The sequence below is a fragment of the Paenibacillus sp. FSL R5-0713 genome (assembly GCF_037973325.1).
Lineage (GTDB): Bacteria > Bacillota > Bacilli > Paenibacillales > Paenibacillaceae > Paenibacillus.
The window spans coordinates 3,221,092-3,241,634 of the sequence record NZ_CP150229.1 but is presented as its reverse complement, the minus strand read 5'-3'; the positions used below and the strand labels follow the sequence as shown (position 1 = coordinate 3,241,634).

Genomic DNA, 20,543 nt, shown 5'->3' with positions numbered 1-20,543 from the left:
TCCTTCATGTATATCAATATTGGATCAGAGTCTATATAGCAAATAATTCGCCTTTACCACTCTTATTGACCGTTTCACAAGTTGATGTGCAATTGCACTGGTTGTAAAGTAACCAACTTATAAAATTTGAGCTTTGAACTCAATCAATAAAGCAACGTAAGTTGCCAATCGGCGTTTGACCCGGCTGTCCGTATGGCCTTAACTTCCTGGTGAAGTGGTCAAAAATTATCTGCTGGAAAGCTCTAATTCATATTGATAAATCAACTTCCCAAAATCACAGGTCTTACACTATCAGACGTTGAAAAAAAAATCAAGCAATTATCAAAAATTAATTTTTTTATTGGATAACGACTAGGAATGAAATTGATATCCTTCGAAAACTTTTAACCCTTCTGCGCCCAGTAATCGCCCTGTTACTTCAGGCTTTTGAGGACTTTTCTCAAACACTTCTTCACACGCGATCATGATGTTGCCACCAGCAATTTCAGCTAGTTGATCATGGGATACGCTATACACCAGCCTCCCCAGATTTGACCATACCATAGCACCGGCACACATTACACACGGTTCACAACTTGTATACAGAGTGTACTCGCTCAGGTCAAACACATGATGTTCAGAACAATATTTTCGGATAAGTCCAATTTCTGCATGATGCGTAGGATCAGAAAAAGTGTTGATCTTATTTTCCCCAATCATGACCACTTCTCCATTTTTCACCAGAATGGCCCCGAATGGTTCGTTTCCTTCTTTGCGTGCTTGCAGAGCAATCTCAATGGCTTTATGCATAAAAAGTTCATCTTTATTCATATCGTTTACCTCCAGAACAAAAATGATGTATTCAAATACATCTTTGCTTTTAATCATTGATCAATGACACGACTGACCTTTATTCATTCCATTCTATCATCATTACAAATAAAGAGTATGACGAAAATTCGTCATACTCCAGTGAGTCAACCTACGTTCATCTATTAAATTTTACGGGCAACGATGCCAATCCTTGTGATGACAAAGCGGAGTGCCAATGAATCTCTTCTTGGGGAATACTGAGCTGAAGATCCGGCAGTCGACGTAAAAGCGTCGTAAACGCCACGTCACCCTCCACACGAGCAAGTGGAGCGCCAAGACACATATGGATGCCATGTCCAAAGGCCAAATGCCGTTTTATTTTTCGTTCAATATCCAACTCTTCGGGGTCACTGAACTGCTGCTCATCCCGATTCGCTGATTTCAACAGAGGAATCACAACATCTCCTTTTTGAATCAATTGTCCATCCAGTTCCGTGTCTTGCGTAGCATAACGAGGACCTGAAGAAGTGGCGGGTCCATTATATCGTAACAACTCCTCGACCGCAGAAGGAACCAGATTCAGATCTTGTTTAAGTTGTTCCAGTTGTTCGGAATGTGTCAGAAGAAGATAAGAGCCGGTTGCAATCAGATTGGAAGTTGTCTCATGTCCAGCAAATATCAATAATGTGATCATGGATATTAATTCATCCTCATTCAGTCGATCACCCTCCTCCTCAATCGCAATTAATTGACTAATGAGGTCATCTGAAGGTTCTACTCGTTTGTTCGTCACAAGCTGTGCAGTGTACTCTGCGAATGATCGCAAATGTTGCGCTACTGCAGGGTCCTGTTTACCAAAACCAAGGCCTTTTGCAATGGCTTCAGACCACACGTGGATCTGAGGTCGATCTTCCTGTGGTATACCCAGCATCTCGGAAATAACGTTGATTGGGAATGGATAAGCATAGTCTTTTACAAGATCCATCTCTCCTTTTTCTTCAAATTGATCAATTAATTCATCGGCAATTTCCTGGACACGCGGTCGCAGGCTTTCCATATATCTTGGAGTGAATGCTTTGGACACTAAGCTTCGCAGTCTTCGATGATCCGGTTCATCCACAAAGAGCATCGACTTTCCGGTAAAAAAAGTTTGAGGTTCCGATGAACCAAGCTCACCTGAGAGATTTTTTCGAATATCATTGCCACGATCAATAGCGTTCATATCGACCGTAAATCGAGCATGATCTTTCAACACTTCCATGGCGACGTCCATCCGAGTTACAATCCAGGTTTGCCCTTCTCCACCCATCGGATTAGAAATAGGGACAACGGAGCCTTTGGAACGCATCTGTGCAAACATGGTAAATGGATCTTTACTATTTTCTTCGCTAAACAAATTAAATTGTGCTTTCTCTGAGGTCTGGTTATTCGAGTTAGTCATATAAATCTTCCTTTCGAAGTGAAGTTATTCAAATCTATGGAAATATATGTTCATTTCAATTATATACTACCCGTATATTTCATTTCAAATATAATAGGTTAAACATCACAAAATAACTGTTATAACAACAATTAATAGATGTACTAATAGTATATTTATTATAAACGCATGTACTTGAAGCATAAAAAAGAGGGCGGCCATTAGCCAACCCCCATATTAATAACGTTGTTTCACCCGTTCCAAATACCACCAACAGGCTTCGGTCACTCTATTGGCTTCGGATTGAAATGCACTGGACTTGTACTCTTTGTGAAACGCTTGAAGCACCACTTCGATCACAGGAATATTTATATCCTCTTTATCTTGTAAAAGCCCTAAAAGTCCCTTCGAAAGTTGCTTCAAGGATTCCGATTCCTTGGATTTTTGAACGCGTTTGTTGAACTCATCAAAATCTTTTAATATATCATCGATGTCCAAACCCATATCATGGCTGCGCTCATCGGCATTCAGGAAATAGAGTGACTGAAAATCGAAAATATGTTCATTTCTCTGGTGCATCGTTCTTAGGATCACTTCAATGTAGGTTAACACTTTTGGAACAACTTCGCTCCATACTGGTTTTTGCGTATTTAGACTTCTTGAGGTGTTGGCAATCTGATGTAATATGCCGTAGCACAATATTGCCCCTTCGTTGGCATATAAGCTAATGTCATTCCCGTACACCTGAATCAAGCGTGTAGACAGCCATTTTAGATGAACTGTAGCCAGTTTGGCTGAATTAATCTCTCCGGAATAAAACCCCGTCCAATATAATTCCCATACTCGCTCTTTATTAGGTACAGACATAGGAATCGCAATCTGATCTACGAGCAAGTCGTAATCCGATGTATAGTGATTTTGTTCAAGTTCTTTGCGAATGAACACATCCTCTTGCATGCGCTGATCAATAATTGAATATAAACAATCTTCTTTAGAATTGAAGAATTTGTAGAATGTGCCTTTGGATACACCCGATTGATCCAGGATCATCTGGATTGTTGTATTTGCATAACTATGCTCTAAAAATAGTGCAAGTGCTGTTTCCAATAAACTTTGTCTACGACTACTCATATCTCGTTATCGCCCCAAGTTTTTCTATTGATTATACCATTCAATTCCTCAGGAGTTGAAGCATTGATTCGCAGTATAAACGTCATGTGAAATAATTGCACAATGAGTAAATTTGCACAATGGGCAACATGTTGTTATGATAAACCTCACAAAGTGCATATTCAGTAAGTGTACTCTTCTTAAAAAGAATTAAACCATAGTCATGGTGTGGGAGGTGAACGCATAAGCGGAGAACAATGATTAAACGAAACTTGCGACATTTAAAGAAAGAAGCAACTGAAAAAGCGCTTGCTGTTACAGCGTTTGAACTTACCCTTGAACACGGGCTTGATGGCTTTACGGTCGAAGATATCGTGCATCGGGTGGGTTGTTCACGTAGAACATTTGCTAACTACTTCACATGTAAAGAAGAAGCCGTAGCAAGAGGCGCAATATCCGTTCAGAATACAACGGAACTCGAAGAGTTACTTACCGAAATGCCTGAACACGCCTCCTTGTTAGACTTGCTGTATGACCTGATCAAGATGCAACTTACAACAGAACTAATTGGAAGGCTTCATCAGCTACTCTCGCTATCCCAGACCCATCCCGTGCTTGAACCTCATTACCTCGGAGCCATGCACCGGATGCAGACGCAGGCACAAGATACCTTATTAGACTTATCCAACGGGAAGTATGACGAGATCTATACTTATCTTCTAATTAACGCACTATATGGAACGATACTGCCATTAATTGATGGAAGACTCAATGTGCTGCTGCCCGGACAAGTCTTTACTGAAGATACCAAGCCCGGTGCTATCACCTTCGATCAATTTTTGGAAACGACGTTTAGTCATTTGCGGGCAGGATTCGAACATGCCAACCATCCACATTCATCATAGAGGGAGTGTAAAATAGATAAATGTCTACATTATTATACAGAGTGGGGAAAACCGCTTTTAGCAAACCTGCCTACTTTATCATTGGCTGGGTATTAATTCTGGGAATTGTCATCTCCATGATTGGTATCAATGGTATTCACATCAGTTCTGAAATGAAGATTGAAGGCACAGAGTCGCAGAAGGTTCTGGATCAATTAGCAAAAGAATTGCCAGCCGCCTCCGGCGGTCAAGGAAGTGTTGTGTTCAAAGCACCGGACAACGAGCGTTTGGATACACCTGAACGTTTGGCTGCCATTATGAAAGGTGTTAATGAAGTTTACGCATTAGACAAAGTCCTTAACCCTGCCGATTATGCAGCTGAAGCGAGTAATTCAGGGGCTTCTGCTGAGATGGCTCAGAATGCTCAGTCTGCGGGTGCGGCTCAATCCGCAACAACCACGCCTCCTCCCTACGGACCTTTGATGGTGGATGGTGTTCCTGTACCTGGTATGCTGATCTCTTCAGACGGCAGTATTGCACTGTTCCAGTTCCAATTTACAATCGAGCAGTCTGCCATAACGCAGGATGTATTTGATTCTGTTATTCAATCCGTTATGACAGTAGAGAAAGGAACCAATATTACGGTCTTGCCAGGCGAAACGCTCAAAGCGGTATCGATTGGGGTCGGCTCCGCAGAGATTGTTGGACTGGTCATTGCTGTAATCGTATTGCTGATCACACTCGGCTCCGTTGTTGCAGCAGGTCTGCCTCTGATTACTGCACTACTGGGTGTTGCGATCGGAGTAGGTGGAGCATTCTCAATCTCCAAATTCATCGAAATGCCAAGTGTCACTTCCGTTCTGGCTCTCATGGTTGGATTGGCTGTTGGAATCGATTACGCTCTCTTCATTGTTAATCGCCAACGTCGAATGATCATTGATCAAGGCTTGAGCGCCAAAGAAGCAACAGCCAGAGCCATTGGTACATCGGGCAGCGCAGTATTTTTTGCCGGGTTAACCGTCATTATTGCACTATGTGGTATGCTCGTCATTGGTCTCACATTCTTGTCTACGATGGCTTTGGTTGCAGCAGCCACTGTACTCATCAACGTATTTGTTGCTTTAACCCTGTTGCCGGCTTTGCTGGGATTGGTAGGAGAACGCATCTGTTCAGCCAAAGCTCGTGAGAAAAGCACGAAACATCCTAAAGCCGCTAGTCACGGAGTTGCGGATAGATGGGTGAAATTCATTATCAAGAATCGTTGGGCTACCATTATCGCGATTATCATTATTCTTGGTTTTGCCGCGATACCTATCTCGAAAATGGAAATGGGTATCCCTGGCGCTTCCTCAGCGAATCTGGATACGGATGCAAGACAGAGCTATGATGCTATCTCGGAAGGCTTCGGAGAAGGATTCAACGGACCACTTATTCTGGTCGCAGAGCCTAATCAATCTTCCGCAAAAGTCACGCCGGAACTCTTGGGTGGTCTGATGATGGAGCTGCAAGGTCAAAACAACGTAGCACAGGTTACACCGCTTGGAATGACAGAAGATTTGGCTATCTTTAGTCTCATTCCAAAAACGGGTCCTAACGATACGCTCACTAAAACAATGGTCAGTGATCTGCGATCGACTGATTCGAGTATCGCACAGACCTATGATGTGAAGCTTGGAGTTACGGGTCTTACGGCTGTTAACATTGATATGTCTGCTAAACTCGCGCAGGTATTCCCTATTTATGTAGGTATTATCATCCTGCTATCGCTGATCATCCTGTTACTCGTATTCCGTTCGATCATCGTTCCTATCAAAGCAACAATTGGCTTCCTGCTTAGTATCCTGGCTACATTCGGGATTACGACTGCTGTATTCCAATGGGGCTGGCTGCATTCGCTCTTTGGTTTTGATACCGGCGGACCGTTGCTGAGCTTTATGCCGATCATTGTGACAGGTATTTTGTATGGCCTCGCAATGGACTATCAAGTCTTCCTTGTTAGCTCCATGCGTGAATCATATGTCCACGGTCATCGCGGAACCGAATCCGTCATTCATGGGTACAATCAGGTCAGTCGCGTGGTTGTTGCCGCAGCAGTGATCATGGTCTCTGTATTTGCAGGTTTTATCTTCACCGATGATGTCATGATCAAACAGATTGGTTTCACCTTGGCCGTAGGCATTTTGATCGATGCTTTTATCATCCGTATGGGATTGGTTCCAGCCATCATGGCTATTTTCGGAGACAAAGCTTGGGCCCTTCCGAAATGGCTGGATCGCATTCTGCCAAACCTGGATGTTGAAGGCGAGAAGCTGATTGCTTCCCTTCATGCTGAAGAACAAGCCAACACCAAGTCTGGATTAAAATAATCAGTCCACTTCAATGCTAATACCAGGATTACTCATCATCACGACTAGATTCACCAATACAAAGACCTCCTCTGTTTTATAAACAGGAGGTCTTTTCTCTGCTCCAGATTATGCAGTGATATCTTTAATATGGACATTATAGCGCGGGGATTGAGAAGCATTAACAAACGCCGCAAATAACTTTTGACTACAGTCATCTACGTTGTAGCTGTACTCTGGATGCCACTGCACAGCCAAAACAAATGAACGGTTCGGCATGACTACGGATTCGACGAGTCCGTCTTCAGCGACTGCCACGGCCGTTAATTTATCCGTTAACATTTTGATCCCCTGATGGTGATAGCTGTTTACTTTTATCGTATCTGTTTGCAAAATATCGTATAGGATATTATTTTTCTCAATATGTACATCATGTACAAGATTCGTATACGGCGGACTTTGCTTATGATTAACGATCTTGTTCACATGAAGTTGAAGGCTAGTCGGAATGTCTTGATACAACGTACCACCCAAAACAACGTTAAATAATTGTAGTCCACGGCATATGCCAAAGGCTGGCTTATCAAACTCAATTACCTTTTGTAATAATACCGACTCCATCATATCGCGTTCAATACATAACTCTCCACAGGCGACCTCTGCATGCTCATGATACAGCTCCGGATTGAGATCATGTCCCCCGGTGAACAGGAAGCCATCGAATTCATTAACCAATGTTCCTATAATCTCGGTATCCGTTGTCAAAGGCAGCATAATCGGAATCCCGCCTGCTCCCTCTATTACGTTCATATAATCCGGAAGCATCCAGTAACTTTTTTTGTCAGTATCATATAAAGGCAGTACACCGATCATGGGCTTTTTCATGGCTTTACCTCCCAGCTTTTCATTCATTTTATCAGATCTCTTCATATATAAATTCACTGAATTATTGCATTATCCTACCTCTATTGTCTGCGAACTCGTTTCATCCGGAATGCTGGAAAGGATATGTTGAGGATGAGTGATCACATTCCTACTCCTCTCTCTCAGCTAAGCGCACAAAAGACGCTCCCTTTGGGGAACGCCTTTTGCTTAACACGTTTCGTTTCAAACTTACTTACTTCTACTCTAGAGCTTAAACCGGCGAACCAGTTCTTGCATATTCTCTGCTGTTTTGGATAGCTGTGCAGAAGATGCGGATATCTCCTCCATTGCCGCCATTTGCTCTTGGGCTGCTGCTGAAGTTGTCTGAGCGCTATCAGCCGACACTTTAGAGATGTGACTCATCGCGGCAACGGTAGCCGAGACTTCCTCCGTACTGGCTGACAACTGTTCTGAGACAGCAGATATATCCTGAATTTGATCCACGATATGAGTTGTATATTGTTCAATGTTGGATATGGTTGCAGAAGCTTCTTGGCTGATCCGCATTCCCTCACCAACTTGATTGCGAACTTTATCATTCATAAGGGAGGTGGATTTTGCAATCAGATCAAGCATTTTGCCAATGGTAGCGCCAATGTCGTCCGCACTTTGTTTGGATTGCATGGATAACGTACGCACCTCACCAGCAACAACAGCAAAACCTTTACCGTGTTCTCCTGCTCTTGATGCTTCAATAGAGGCATTCAGTGATAGAAGATTGGTTTGCCGAGAAATATCCGCTATCGCTTCATTCATTCGATTGGCTTCGGTGGACAGACTGGACAGCTCATTAATCAATGCCGAGGTTTCTTCAACAGCTCCGATAATATGTTGCATTTGTTCTCTGACCTGGTTAATGGTTTTTCCACCATTAGCAACAGCGCGCTCCGTCTCTTCAGCCGAATCAACGATGGCACTCGCAGATTCTGCAATTGTACTGATGCCTCTCGCCATCTCTTCTACGGCATTCGCGGTTTGTTCCGAGTTTTCCGCCCCAACGACAGCTGATTCCGCAGTCTGGTGCATGGTTTCCGCCACATGTTGAACCGATTGGGTGGTTTGTTCTGTGCTTTCCTGAATCATTTGGGAAGAGTGACTTAACAACGATGACGTCTGATGAAGTTCGGCAACCACCGATTGAAGGGAAATGGTCATCTGGTCAAAATCATTGGCTAATATACCAAATTCATTTTCAGTTTTAAGATTAACCCGCTCGGACAGATTCCCTTCTCTTACGCTGCGAGTGGCCTTTCGCAGTTTTTGCATGGGTACAATAAATGATCTCAGAATGAAGAAAATAATAACTCCGGCAATCATTACAGATACAGCAATGACGATTAGACTCGATACCATGATGGGTTTCGCTGCGGCGATAAAATCCTCATGGCCCATCAAAGCAATGACATTCCATCCCGTCAAAGCATTAACACCGTTATACACCTCCAAATCATACGCCAGATCTGTTCTAACAAATTGGGAAAATGCCATCGGGTCGTCGGAACTTGAAGCTGTATTCGGATGAACGGGAATACCCTCAATAAGCGCTCCGCCGAGCTCTCCTCCCCCACCTTTTACAATGGCACCGGACCAAGCTGCGATTGTTCGATTGGAGTCAACTACAATCAGGCTTCCATTACCTCCTACATCCACATCAGATATTTCTTTGGCTAATTGCTCCAGATCAAGTTTAATACTTGCTACACCTTGTTGATTTGAAATTGCCTTTGAAATTTCTACATAAATCTTCCCGGATACTGAATCTGTCATAATACTCGAAAAATAGAGTGATCCATTGTTACTCATACCATAGGAATACCATTCCGTGCTGCGTGGATCATATGTCGCTTCATCTATTGCTGGAGATGATATAACACTTCCTTGGTCGCTGCCCACAGTTATGCCAAGAATATCAGGATATGTATCTGCTAATTGCTCGATTCCTACTTGTACTGCTTCGTTGTTTGCCTGACTGGGAGCGGAGCCATACATACGGTCTATATAACTCAATAATTCTGCTTTTTCCCCGACCAGATTGTTAATATGCTGTCCTGTCATCGTTAATATTGTGTTGATGGGTTCTGTCATTTTTTGTTGCACCTGATCTTTGGCACTATGATACGAGAAATAACCGATAAGTGCAGTTGGGATAATAAGCACCGCAAGGAAAGCTGCAATCAGCCTAGTACTCATTAATCGTAAATTGGCTCCTCCTTTCTTATAAAATGACCTTTTTTTCTTTTCTTTTTCCAAAGTGAATCTTCCTCTCTGTATCCATTTTTAGTAGAATCAACCGGCAAGTAAACGCAAAAAAACCCATATATGTACACACCCAAAGAAACGTTGAGCATGTATATACATAGGTATTGCCTGAATGAATTCAGTAACAAGCCGTATTTGTTTCGTATTATAGCATAAATAAAAAGGGTTTGTTAGCTATGATTGGTTCTCTATACCAAGCATCTGTTGTTTATATTCGGTAGGACTTAGCCCTGTATACTCTTTGAACACCTTGGAGAAATAGTGCTGATCACTAAACGACAGCAAATCGGATACTTCCTTAAACTTCATGTCCGGCTGGCTTTCCATCAGTCTGCAGGCTTCCTGAATGCGAAGCTGGGTGTAATACTGAACAAACGTAATTTGTGTTTCATTTTTGATCACTCTGCTGACATAGGACGGGCTGACGTGAAACTTCATGGCAATGTCGTTGATCGACAATGGAGAGTATTTATTTAGTTTTACGTAATCGTCAATCTGTTCGAACAGGATCGCCTTGCTTTTGCGGACGTGGGATTGCAGCATATCGAAACACTGTCCCGTCCATTCCGTCAGTTCCCGGCAAAAATCAGCATAGGACTGTGCCTGGACGAATTGTTTTGCCCGAAGCTCCAACCCCAATCTCATGCCCGAGCCCTGTTCCTCGTACAGATGAGCAAACGTGTCTACGATCAATCCAATAAACCGTTCCACCTCAGTCATATGTACATTTTCCTCTGCCCATTGATTCAACAATTCAGATAACTTAAGAGCAAACCGTTCTTTCTGCCGGGCCTGTATCATCTGTACAAAAACAGATTCCAGCACCGAATCCAGACAGCCTGTCTCGGATCTAGCCATTGATACCGGATTCCCGGTATCCAACACTATTCCTTGTTTCAACCGTTGCTGCTCAGACATAATGGACGACATGCGGTGATAGAGCTCAGGCAGATTACCAGACTCAGCCAATAGAAGTTGTCCTCCAATAATCGCATAGATGTCATGCGCAACCAAATGCCGTCTCAAGGATTCAAGACATTCGTGTACGGAAGAATACACCTCAAGTGCACTCTTGTTAACAAAGGCAATAAATTGATATGGCGTTTGGCTGGTGTACACACGACAAGAATAGAATGGGAAAAAATCCTTCACCATCACCTCAAGCTCCAGCTGCACCCATCGTTCATTCCCTGCGGTGAAGGGTTGTTTGCTCATAATCATCATCATCTGGCTGAATAAGGGCGGAAAATCCTCCCCCTTTTTGAGCGTAGTCTCACATTGGGGATGAATGATTTCTTGCAGATCCAGCAGTTCCTTGGACATCTGTTGATCAAGTTGGTCAATTACCCGACCCATGACTTCTTCAAGCGCCTCTCGTTCGACAGGTTTTAGCAAATAGTCAAACACTTGCAGGTTCAATGCTTTTCTTGTGTATTCAAAATCGCTGTATCCGCTAATTAGAATGACCTTCAGATCCGGGTTGGCAAGCTTGGCTTGCTCAATCAGGGACAGACCATCCATTTTTGGCATTCGAATATCGGTCAACAACAGATCAATCGATGACTGCTTTATCGCTGCCAAAGCCTCCTCTCCATTCGTTGCCGTAGCCGCTACACGAATCGGGAAGCTCAGCGTTTCCAAGAGCATTTTAATATTACGTAATATCGGCTTGCTATCCTCTACAATCATCGCATTATACATCGCCTATGCCTCCTCGCTAGTAAAAATCTTTCGTCAGTGAGCCGATGATCTGAATCGTTGCTCCATGTTGCTCTTCAGAATGATTGTTAAATATATTAATAAAGAGTCGGTTGTTATACATTAGTTTGAGTCGATTGACACTGTTGATAATCCCCATATTACCAAGGGCTGTAGCACGATCGGCCGTCTGGTTCATTCCGGAGCCCGATGCCTGAATATTGGCTACAATCTCCTGGATCTTATCGGGTGGAAACCCCTCTCCGTTATCCTTGATCTCCAAAGCCCATAATCCGTTATATTGCTTCACGGTAATCCGGATATGCCAAGGCGGCGCAGTGTTGGCAAAGGCATGTTCAATGCAGTTTTCCACAAACGGCTGAATGACCAACCGTGGCAACCGGATTTCGTTTGCCAGTTCGTCAGCACAGATGTCCCATTCCAGATCCTCCTCGTACTTTTGCTGTACAAGGGACAGGTAATGTCTCGTATGTTGAAGCTCCTCAGCCAAAGTCACATGCGCGTATGGTGAAGAGACAATATAACGCAGACTGTCCGAGAGATGTTTACACATATCGGATACAACTTTGGTCTTCCCCTCTTGGGCGGCAATACTGATCAGATATAGAACATTATGAATAAAATGAGGTGCGATCTGGGCTTGCAACGCAGAATTACGCGCCTTTACTTCTTCATGAAGCGCCGATTTTTCCCGGTCAATGGATTGTTGAAGCCTCTCCATCAGATCCCGAAAGGCTTCATTCAGCAACAATAGATCGTTATTCTTCGGCGTTTCATCCACTTTCAGATTCATATTGCTGTAGTTCATTCGCCAGATCTGGCTACGTAGCTTGCGGATAGGCAGCAGCAGGTTACGCGTCGACAGGAAGATATACACGAACGACACCAGCATCAGTGCTGTAATCAGCAGGATGGACATCGTCTGAACAGAATGGATCGAGCCTAGGACAGATTTTTTGGGCGTTATGATGTATGTAATCCAACCTGTACTCGGTGAAATAGAATGTGTGACGTAATTGTCGTCTTTGTCGACATCTAACCCCTCGTCTGATGAAGGCTTTGTCCAATTCGCAAATGTCTCACTAGCTTCCGTACCTGTCATCTGCTCTCCTTGTTCATTCAGAATATAGACTTCCCCTGCTGTAATGCCTTCCGTAAGGTTCTGTATATAAGCTTGTTCCATCTGAATGCTAAGATAACCGTACACCTTGCCATTCTGATCATTGATCGTACGAACAAAGGAAATGGTATCGACTTGGCGCAGCAGAACAAAACCACTTTCCGTCCACTCTCGTCCGATCTGACTACTCTCCATCAGGGTGTTCAGGATGGCGGGTGGATTACCCGAACCCAGATATGACGTCAGGAGAACGCCGTGATTGTCATAGATGGACATGTCCTTGATATTCATGCTCGGACCGATGGCCTGGAACATGATGTCTTTAATGATCCGAATCTGTTTCAGTCTTTCATAATTACTATGCGCTGAGGAGCTCTTGTCCATGGCTGCAAAAATATTTTTGCTGGATAATATTCGCTGTGACATCTGGTTCTGCTGCTCCACATAGAGATCAACTTGCTCTCTTACCTTCGTAGCGGTCACGAGCGTATCCTGCTCCGTTTTCAATTTGAGCGGACGGACAACGATCACATTCACATAAACGATAAAACAGCCCAGCACAAACAAAAGCAGAGCCAGAAACGTCAAAAACACCTTCGTCTGCAAACTGAATTGAGTTGTTTTATGTATGAACTTCGCCATTATTAGAGATACCCTCCTGTTCTGACATGATGTGAAATCCCTTACATTGATGTCTACTCTATCACGGTACTCCATGAAATGATAGCGATTTCAAGTTCAGGATTTTACACATCAACGTTCAAGCACAGACATGTACCGGGGAGAGAAAAAAATCTATAATCGGACTTGTAAACGGATTCACAACACGTTTTAGAGGGGGATTTGCATTGAAAACAATAAAAAGAAAAAAGGCGATTTCCATTATTCTGGCCAGTTTATTATCCATCTCATTAACCGCTTGTGGTTCAGGAGATACGGATTCAGGTACAGCTGCTGGCGGGGACAGCAAGAGTGGCAAGGTCACATTGGAGCTGGCAATCTCCAAAAGTTCTCAGGACTCTGCCTTCATTCAGCAGGACATTCTCGATGCATTTGAAAAACAAACGAACATTCGCGTCAACTTGCAGCTGATTCCTGCGGAACAAACGACGACAGTACTGCAAACCAAACTGGCAGTAGATGAAACGCCTGATATCATTCAGTACAATCTGGCGAGTGCTGTCACGGACCTGAACCTTGAACGGAACTTCGAGATTCTGGACAACGAACCTTGGGCAAGCAGAATTGTGAATAAGGACGTCCTCTCTTCCGGCGGCCATCTCTACAGCTTCCATGTCAGTCAGGATACGGGGATGCAAGGGGTAGTTTACAACAAACAAATCTTTGAAGAACTCGGGTTGTCGATTCCAACGAACTACGAAGAATTCCTGGCGATCTGTGAAAAAATCAAAGCAAGTGGCATTACACCTGTATTCATGCCATACAAAGATGCCTGGGCTGCCAACATCTGGCCCGCTGCAGCTTTTGCCGATTTTGTAGCCAAAAATGATCCGACGTTTTTTGATGAGTTGAACAGTAACAAGAAAAAATGGTCCGATATTCCCGAATTCAAAACATTCCTGGAACAACAGTATGAAGTGTACACCAAAGGGTACACCAACACCGATGTACTTAGCGACAGCTATGACATGGCAGTAGGTAAATTCCTGAACAAGGAAGTTGCCATGATGTTTATGGGCGATTGGTTAATTGAAGGCGTGGCCGAGCAAGATCCAAATATGGAACTGGGTGTATTCCCGATTCCATCGTCGGATAATGCCAGTCTGGGTGCAAGTCCGCTCGGCGGACAACTGTTCATTCCGAAGAAATCCAAACATTTGGACGAAGCCAAACAGTTCCTCGACTATATCGCTTCCAAAGATGTCGCACAACAGATCGTGGATTCCAAAGGATACGTATCCAATTTCAGTGACGTTACTACTCCGGAACTGCCGGCATACAAACAGGATATTGTAGACAATTACATTACGCCTAAGAAAACCGTGCTAACAACGGATGCATACATGCTGGTGGATCGCAGTGAATTGTACCGATTGTTGCAGGATCAATTCGCTGGTGGATTGTCACCAGAAGAAGTGCTGAAATCCTGGGATGAGAAGTTCAGTCAGCTGATGCAGGATAAAGGCGTAGAAGGTTTCTAAAGAGTGAAATATAAGGCAGCATAACATGATCAATTGTTATGCTGCCTAGCTATAACGGAGTGTGAGACATGAAAAGGACTAAAAATCTATACTCGTATTACATGATATTTCCAGCACTATTGATCTACTCCATCTTTTTCGTTGTGCCTGCTCTCGCCGCTTTTTATTACTCATTCACGGATTGGCGGTTAGACCGGCTGGAGTTGAAGTTCATCGGGTGGGATAATTTCGAGAAAATTTTCTCAGACAAAACGCTGATTCTGGCGTTGAAAAACACAGCGATATTTGCAATTGTCACCGTTGTCGGCAAGAATGTCATCGGCCTATTGCTGGCCGTAGGACTTAACATGCGATTAAGAACGAAGAACCTGCTGCGTGCGATATTCTACTCGCCTTCCATTCTCAGCATACTCGTGATCAGCATTCTGTTCACACCCATGTTGCGTACCGAAGGTACTATCAACAATTTGTTGGAATCTGTAGGATTACATTCGTTAAGCCAAGCTTGGCTGACCAACCCATCGATTGTAATCTGGACGATTGCCATCGTCTCCATCTGGCAGAGTGCCGGGTTCCAGATGGCCATCTATCTGGCAGGCCTGCAGTCCATTTCCCAGGAGTATTACGAAGCCGCCAAGATTGATGGCGCAAGTTCGTGGAGAAGTTTTTTCAAAATCACACTGCCACTCTTGCTGCCCGCCATTAACATTAACCTGATGCTGACGTTGATCGGTGGACTCAAAGTATTCTCCGAAGTATATGTCATGACCGGTGGTGGCCCGGGTAACGCTTCCCAGGTCGTAGGTACGATCATTCTGCGGTCTTTCGGCGAAGGCAACTGGGGACTTGGAACAGCGGTCAACACCCTTCTGTTCGTGGTCGTTACCATTATCGCTATACCGCTATTGATCTTCATGCGGCGTAAGGAGGTTACCGAATAACATGGGCTATACACGCAAACTCGCCATCCGTAACTATATCGTGGAAGGCTTCCTGATTCTGGCCTCTCTTATCGTTCTGTTGCCGCTTGTCATTCTGATCTTTGGCTCATTCAAAACCAGCGCCGAAGTGCTCAGCTTCTCCCTGAGTTTCCCGGAAACATGGCAGTTCTCGAACTATGTTCGTGTCTTCCAGGAAGGCGGTCTGTCGCGAGCATTCTTCAACAGTATTTTGATTACTGGCGTATCTTCCATCATTAATATCGTTGCTTCTTCTGCAGCGGCATTCATTCTGGCACGTCGGGAAACCAAACTATCCGGCACCCTCTACATGTATTTCTTTATGGGACTGATTGCGCCAATGTCCATTATCACGACCATACGGGTTGTACAGGGACTGGGGTTCTACGGCAGCATCACTAGCGTTATCCTGATCTATGCCGCGTTAAATACAGCCTTCAGCGTGTTCTTGTACAGTGGATTCATTAAAACCATTCCACGAGCACTGGACGAAGTGGCTTTTCTGGAAGGAGCAAGTGTGTTCGGTGTGTTCTTCCGCATTGTCACACCACTCATCCTGCCCGTTAACGCAACGGTAGCGATCATGGTGTTCATGTCCGTCTGGAATGATATCACCATTCCGGTATACTTCCTGACAGACAGCTCCACTTGGACGATGCCACTATCGATCTACAATTTCTACGGCAAATATAGTCGGGACTGGAACCTGATCTTCGCCAATCTCGTGCTTACTTCGTTGCCTGTGTTCATTCTGTATCTATTTGGACAAAAATATATCGTCAGCGGCCTTACTGCCGGTGCAGTTAAAGGGTAAGCCCTATATTCTCGCAAAACTCTAATACGTTAGGAATTCGAGGGAATCCATGTAGCAATCTATAAAGGCTTCAAGATAAACGTAAAGACCCACCTTAATTGGCGGGTCTTTCTTTGTTTGTTTTTGAAGTAATGTTCTGTAATAAAGTTTTACAATAACAGTAATATCTTCACGATTTTATTTGGGATAAGTGTCATACAGATTCGCCGGTAACGCCTGCACAAACGGTGACCACTCGTTCGTTGTGTAGAGTTGAAGTCGGTGCATGGCTCGAGTGCAAGCCGTATATAGAAGCTTGCGATCATATTCCTGGCTGTAAGCTTCTGATGAAGCATCATAGACCAGGACCGCATCGAACTCGACGCCTTTCGCAAGGTACACAGGAATAACCATGATTCCTTTTTCAAAAATCTGTGTATCCTTCGTTATAAGTTGTAACCCTTCGCCTCCTTGACTCTGTAACCTTTCATAGGCTTCCCGGCTTTCAGCTGCGGTCTTCGTTATTACAGCGATGGAATCGAACCCCTCTGCCTTAAGCGCAGTAATGTCTGCCAGAATACGCGCACCACGCTGCTTCTCGTCCTTCAATCTTGTTAAAAGAGGCTTCCGATCTCTCCTTTCAAAGGGTCTAATCTCTTCTCCCCCGGGTAACATGTGTCTCGTGAATTCAACAATCTCTTGGGTTGAACGATAACTGCGTACCAGGCGGATCAACGCGGTTTCAGCTTCTCCATAAAGGTGGATCAATGGCGAGTTGGACGCTGCTAACTCCGTAGCCTGCATAAAGATGGCTTGCCCGAAATCTCCAAGTACGGTCATGCGAGCACGAGGAAACAGTTTCTTGAGATATTCGTATTGAAACGCTGAATAATCCTGACCTTCATCCACGAAGACATAACGAATCTCTCTATTCGTCCGAACGCCCTCGATCAGTTCTTTTACATATAAATAAGGAGTAGCATCCTCATGGAAAAGCTTGTTCTGGAGGATCATCTCCCTGGTTTGTTTGCATATCTCAGCCCAATGCTGCGGGGGGATTGCCCCATTCGTTCGTTCCCGATAAGCGGCTTCATCTGCAAATAGTTGTTCATATATCCCTTTCACATCCACGAACTGGAATTTCCGCACACTCTTCCTTAAAGGTTTAAACATGTTTTTCACCAGTTTCTGACGAAGCAATTCCTCTTCGCGCTCTGCAAAATCAAAAGCACCCTCATCTTGCTCTGCGCTGTTATTACCGTTATCTCGTGCTGCATACTTTTCCGCGACATCGAACACAGGCTTTTCTTTGTGAAGCATACCGTAAGCTTCCACATACTCATCGGTATCCAGATAATTCAACTCCTCCAGAACCCAGTCGGCTTCACGTTCCAGACGTTCCAGCATAACGAGTTCTCTCAGCAGCCATTCCTGCACAAGAAGAATTCGGTTGGACAGTGTCAGATTTTGATCCAAACTGTAAAACTGGGTCTTAATTCGGTCCGCAGTGATGAACTCACGTTCCCGAAATTGAATCCCATTGAACAGCATCCCCTCTCTTCCCAACCACTTCCCGTAGTTTTTGAGCACTTGAAGGAATGTCTCCGAAGCTTTATACTTGATCGCCTCCATACGAGCTTCATATCCTGGATCTCCCTGGGCTGTCAGCACATATTCAATCTGATCAAAGGCATCCTCTGGTCGTAAGGAGGAATCCAGCCAATAATTTAGATATTCCTGAAAAGTGGTCTGCTGCATGTTCTCTTCGCCAAGTTCCGGGAGTACGGTGGAGGTATAACTGGTAAACATCGGATTCGGAGAGAAAAGTACAATCTGATCTGCCTTAACGGTCTGCCGGTGTTTGTATAACAAGTAGGCCACTCGCTGTAACGCAGCGGACGTCTTGCCACTGCCAGCTGCTCCCTGAACAATGAGCATACGGCTTCGATCATCACGGATAATAGCATTTTGTTCCTTTTGGATGGTTGCTACAATGCTTTTCATTTGTGAGTCTGCACCTTTGGCGAGTACTTGCTGTAACAATTCGTCACCGATCGTCTCATTTGAGTCAAACATGCTAAGAAGCTGCCCGTGTTGGATCTGAAATTGACGCTTGAGCTCCATCGTACCCTCGATTTGTCCTGAAGGTGTGTCATAACTTGCTGGCCCCGGAGAGTGATCATAGTACAGACTCGCAATTGGCGTACGCCAATCATAGATGAGAAAGCTCAATCCATCTTCATCCATGAAGGAAGATACGCCGATGTAGATCTGTTCAGTATATGTCATGCCTTTTTCCTTATAATCGAAGCGACCAAAATACGGTGTCGGAAGTAATCTCTTTGTATTTTTCCATTGTTGCGTTAACAGCTTGTGCCCACGTTCCCTCTCGGCCAACACTCTCGATTGCTGATTAATGGTATAGAAGGCATCTTCAAAATCGGTGTACGAACCCGTGTTAATCGTCACTTCTTCCCAAAACCGTTTACGAATTTCGGCTGCCTGTTCATGCAGTCCTTCAACCTTTGGTTCTAAGTCGTCGAGTCTTGCCTGAAGCTTGCTCCTTACCTGCACTAATCTTTCCTCTTCCAACTTCCATTCAACGGTTTTATCCATGAATGAACCCACTTCCTTTTCCATTTATTAGGACCCCAAAAAAGAGCATTGACAAATCGGAATGTCGGATGTAAAATTAAATTAGGATAAATAATGATTCACCCTTTGTTCCTAATAAAAATGTCAATTGCGCTATAGATTATATCATGGCGTTTTTTCTAGTTCAATCTTTTTATTCACTGTCTGAGTTGGAGTTCATTCATAATTGATAATGCATAAGATGTTCCTTGAGTTACAAGGAGCATCTTTTTTTATGTCCTCGATCTAACGAATTCTGGGATTGTGAGAAGATTAGGCAATAGTTTGATAGAAATGTGGTACCCGCTAGTTCATTTGTTATGACATACTAATGGTGTAAATAGATCACCAGACCGGTGGCAATAATAAACATTAGAAAGGATATGAACATGACATGGAATATACGAAACTGGGTAACACTGGCTTGGACGTATCTCGATTTTGCCTAGGATGTATGGGGTTTGGAGACGCCAGTAAATGGGTTCATCAGTGGGTACTGAATGAAGAGGACTCTCGCCCCGTGATCAAAAAAGCGCTGGATCTGGGCATCAATTTCTTTGATACAGCGAATGTATATTCTCTGGGTACGAGCGAGGAGTACCTTGGTCGGGCGTTAAAGGATTTCGCTAATCGGGATGAGGTCGTTATTGCAACCAAAGTACATGGACAGATGCATAAAGGACCCAACGGTTCTGGCCTTTCCAGAAAAGCCATCCTGAGTGAGATTGATAAAAGCCTGAGACGATTGGAAACGGATTATGTAGATCTGTATATCATTCATCGTTGGGACTACAATACGCCTATTGAAGAAACCATGGAAGCCTTACATGATGTGGTGAAGTCCGGGAAAGTAAGATACATTGGGGCTTCAGCCATGTTCGCTTGGCAGTTCCAAAAGGCATTACATGTAGCAGAGAAACATGGTTGGACCAAGTTTGTCTCCATGCAGAACCACTTGAACCTCATCTACCGCGAAGAAGAACGTGAAATGTTACCGTTATGCAAGGAAGAAAAGATTGGTGTGACTCCTTACAGTCCTCTTGCTTCAGGCAGGTTAACCCGTGACTGGTCCGTATCGACCCTTCGATCCGAGACAGACGAAATTCAGAAATCCAAGTACAATGCGACCAGTGATGCAGATCGACTTGTGGTTGAACGGGTTGCATCCATTGCAGAAAAATACGGTGTCCCTCGTACACACATCGCACTTGCGTGGTTGCTACAAAAAGACACTGTAGCGGCTCCAATTATCGGTGCCACCAAATTATCACATCTGGAAGATGCTGTAGGTGCTCTTTCCATTAAGTTGACCTCAGAAGATGTCACATTCCTTGAAGAACCTTATGTACCTCATCCTGTAGTAGGTGCTCAATAGTAAATTTTCCTAAGAAAATGGAGAACCCCCCTATTTCCTCATCCGGA

General features: G+C 44.1%; 14 protein-coding genes. 6 read left to right on the top strand and 8 right to left on the bottom strand.

All coding sequences use genetic code 11. The features are described from left to right. Positions 1-351: 351 nt before the first annotated feature. The 3 genes from MKZ12_RS14565 to MKZ12_RS14555 form a co-directional block, all read right to left on the bottom strand. Positions 352-810: a nucleoside deaminase gene (locus MKZ12_RS14565; protein ID WP_339261114.1), complete on the bottom strand. Its 459-nt coding sequence runs from the start codon at positions 808-810 to the stop codon at positions 352-354. A gap of 157 nt (positions 811-967) precedes the next feature. Further along, positions 968-2,233 carry a cytochrome P450 gene (locus MKZ12_RS14560; protein ID WP_339261112.1) on the bottom strand — a complete coding sequence of 422 codons (1,266 nt, stop codon included), beginning with the start codon at positions 2,231-2,233 and terminating at the stop codon, positions 968-970. Positions 2,234-2,449: 216 nt separating this feature from the next. Next, complete coding sequence (locus tag MKZ12_RS14555) at positions 2,450-3,343, bottom strand: TetR/AcrR family transcriptional regulator (RefSeq protein WP_339261111.1); 894 nt, start codon at positions 3,341-3,343, stop codon at positions 2,450-2,452. Positions 3,344-3,579: 236 nt separating this feature from the next. Between MKZ12_RS14555 and MKZ12_RS14550 the strand changes: the two genes are divergently transcribed. After that, entirely contained in the window at positions 3,580-4,227 is a 648-nt protein-coding gene (locus MKZ12_RS14550) for a TetR/AcrR family transcriptional regulator (RefSeq protein WP_339261110.1), read from the top strand. A gap of 20 nt (positions 4,228-4,247) precedes the next feature. After that, positions 4,248-6,572 carry an MMPL family transporter gene (locus tag MKZ12_RS14545; RefSeq protein ID WP_339261109.1) on the top strand — a complete coding sequence of 775 codons (2,325 nt, stop codon included), beginning with the start codon at positions 4,248-4,250 and terminating at the stop codon, positions 6,570-6,572. A gap of 108 nt (positions 6,573-6,680) precedes the next feature. Here MKZ12_RS14545 and MKZ12_RS14540 read toward each other — a convergent pair whose 3' ends face one another. The 4 genes from MKZ12_RS14540 to MKZ12_RS14525 form a co-directional block, all read right to left on the bottom strand. Then, positions 6,681-7,436, bottom strand: coding sequence for a gamma-glutamyl-gamma-aminobutyrate hydrolase family protein (locus MKZ12_RS14540; RefSeq protein ID WP_339261107.1), 756 nt, complete (start codon positions 7,434-7,436; stop codon positions 6,681-6,683). A gap of 243 nt (positions 7,437-7,679) precedes the next feature. Further along, entirely contained in the window at positions 7,680-9,665 is a 1,986-nt protein-coding gene (locus MKZ12_RS14535) for a methyl-accepting chemotaxis protein (RefSeq protein WP_339261105.1), read from the bottom strand. 243 nt (positions 9,666-9,908) lie between these two features. Then, positions 9,909-11,435 carry a response regulator gene (locus tag MKZ12_RS14530; protein WP_339261103.1) on the bottom strand — a complete coding sequence of 509 codons (1,527 nt, stop codon included), beginning with the start codon at positions 11,433-11,435 and terminating at the stop codon, positions 9,909-9,911. A 16-nt stretch (positions 11,436-11,451) separates the two neighbouring features. Beyond that, positions 11,452-13,215, bottom strand: coding sequence for a histidine kinase (locus MKZ12_RS14525; protein ID WP_339261101.1), 1,764 nt, complete (start codon positions 13,213-13,215; stop codon positions 11,452-11,454). 206 nt (positions 13,216-13,421) lie between these two features. Here MKZ12_RS14525 and MKZ12_RS14520 point away from each other — a divergent pair, with 206 nt between their 5' ends. From MKZ12_RS14520 to MKZ12_RS14510, 3 genes are all read left to right on the top strand, one after another. Beyond that, a complete protein-coding gene (locus MKZ12_RS14520) occupies positions 13,422-14,735 on the top strand; it encodes an ABC transporter substrate-binding protein (RefSeq protein WP_253435486.1) in 1,314 nt (437 codons plus the stop codon). A gap of 68 nt (positions 14,736-14,803) precedes the next feature. Continuing rightward, on the top strand, positions 14,804-15,676 hold the full coding sequence (locus MKZ12_RS14515; protein WP_339242596.1) for a sugar ABC transporter permease: 873 nt from the start codon (positions 14,804-14,806) through the stop codon (positions 15,674-15,676). A 1-nt stretch (position 15,677) separates the two neighbouring features. Continuing rightward, entirely contained in the window at positions 15,678-16,508 is an 831-nt protein-coding gene (locus MKZ12_RS14510; RefSeq protein ID WP_339242593.1) for a carbohydrate ABC transporter permease, read from the top strand. 177 nt (positions 16,509-16,685) lie between these two features. Here the strand turns inward: MKZ12_RS14510 and helD are convergent, their stop codons facing one another. Beyond that, a complete protein-coding gene (helD, locus tag MKZ12_RS14505) occupies positions 16,686-19,127 on the bottom strand; it encodes an RNA polymerase recycling motor HelD (RefSeq protein ID WP_339261098.1) in 2,442 nt (813 codons plus the stop codon). A gap of 388 nt (positions 19,128-19,515) precedes the next feature. Here helD and MKZ12_RS14500 point away from each other — a divergent pair, with 388 nt between their 5' ends. Continuing rightward, on the top strand, positions 19,516-20,496 hold the full coding sequence (locus MKZ12_RS14500) for an aldo/keto reductase (protein WP_339261096.1): 981 nt from the start codon (positions 19,516-19,518) through the stop codon (positions 20,494-20,496). The last annotated feature ends 47 nt before the right edge of the window (positions 20,497-20,543 follow it).

Excerpts from the sequence above, each read along its gene's own strand:
- MKZ12_RS14500 (WP_339261096.1), top strand. The coding sequence starts at position 19,516 with ATGGAATATACGAAACTGGGTAACACTGGCTTGGACGTATCTCGATTT.
- MKZ12_RS14530 (WP_339261103.1), bottom strand. The coding sequence starts at position 11,435 with ATGTATAATGCGATGATTGTAGAGGATAGCAAGCCGATATTACGTAAT.
- MKZ12_RS14525 (WP_339261101.1), bottom strand. The coding sequence starts at position 13,215 with ATGGCGAAGTTCATACATAAAACAACTCAATTCAGTTTGCAGACGAAG.
- MKZ12_RS14545 (WP_339261109.1), top strand. The coding sequence starts at position 4,248 with ATGTCTACATTATTATACAGAGTGGGGAAAACCGCTTTTAGCAAACCT.
- MKZ12_RS14560 (WP_339261112.1), bottom strand. The coding sequence starts at position 2,233 with ATGACTAACTCGAATAACCAGACCTCAGAGAAAGCACAATTTAATTTG.
- MKZ12_RS14535 (WP_339261105.1), bottom strand. The coding sequence starts at position 9,665 with ATGAGTACTAGGCTGATTGCAGCTTTCCTTGCGGTGCTTATTATCCCA.
- MKZ12_RS14540 (WP_339261107.1), bottom strand. The coding sequence starts at position 7,436 with ATGAAAAAGCCCATGATCGGTGTACTGCCTTTATATGATACTGACAAA.
- MKZ12_RS14565 (WP_339261114.1), bottom strand. The coding sequence starts at position 810 with ATGAATAAAGATGAACTTTTTATGCATAAAGCCATTGAGATTGCTCTG.
- helD (WP_339261098.1), bottom strand. The coding sequence starts at position 19,127 with ATGGAAAAGGAAGTGGGTTCATTCATGGATAAAACCGTTGAATGGAAG.
- MKZ12_RS14555 (WP_339261111.1), bottom strand. The coding sequence starts at position 3,343 with ATGAGTAGTCGTAGACAAAGTTTATTGGAAACAGCACTTGCACTATTT.
- MKZ12_RS14550 (WP_339261110.1), top strand. The coding sequence starts at position 3,580 with ATGATTAAACGAAACTTGCGACATTTAAAGAAAGAAGCAACTGAAAAA.
- MKZ12_RS14510 (WP_339242593.1), top strand. The coding sequence starts at position 15,678 with ATGGGCTATACACGCAAACTCGCCATCCGTAACTATATCGTGGAAGGC.
- MKZ12_RS14515 (WP_339242596.1), top strand. The coding sequence starts at position 14,804 with ATGAAAAGGACTAAAAATCTATACTCGTATTACATGATATTTCCAGCA.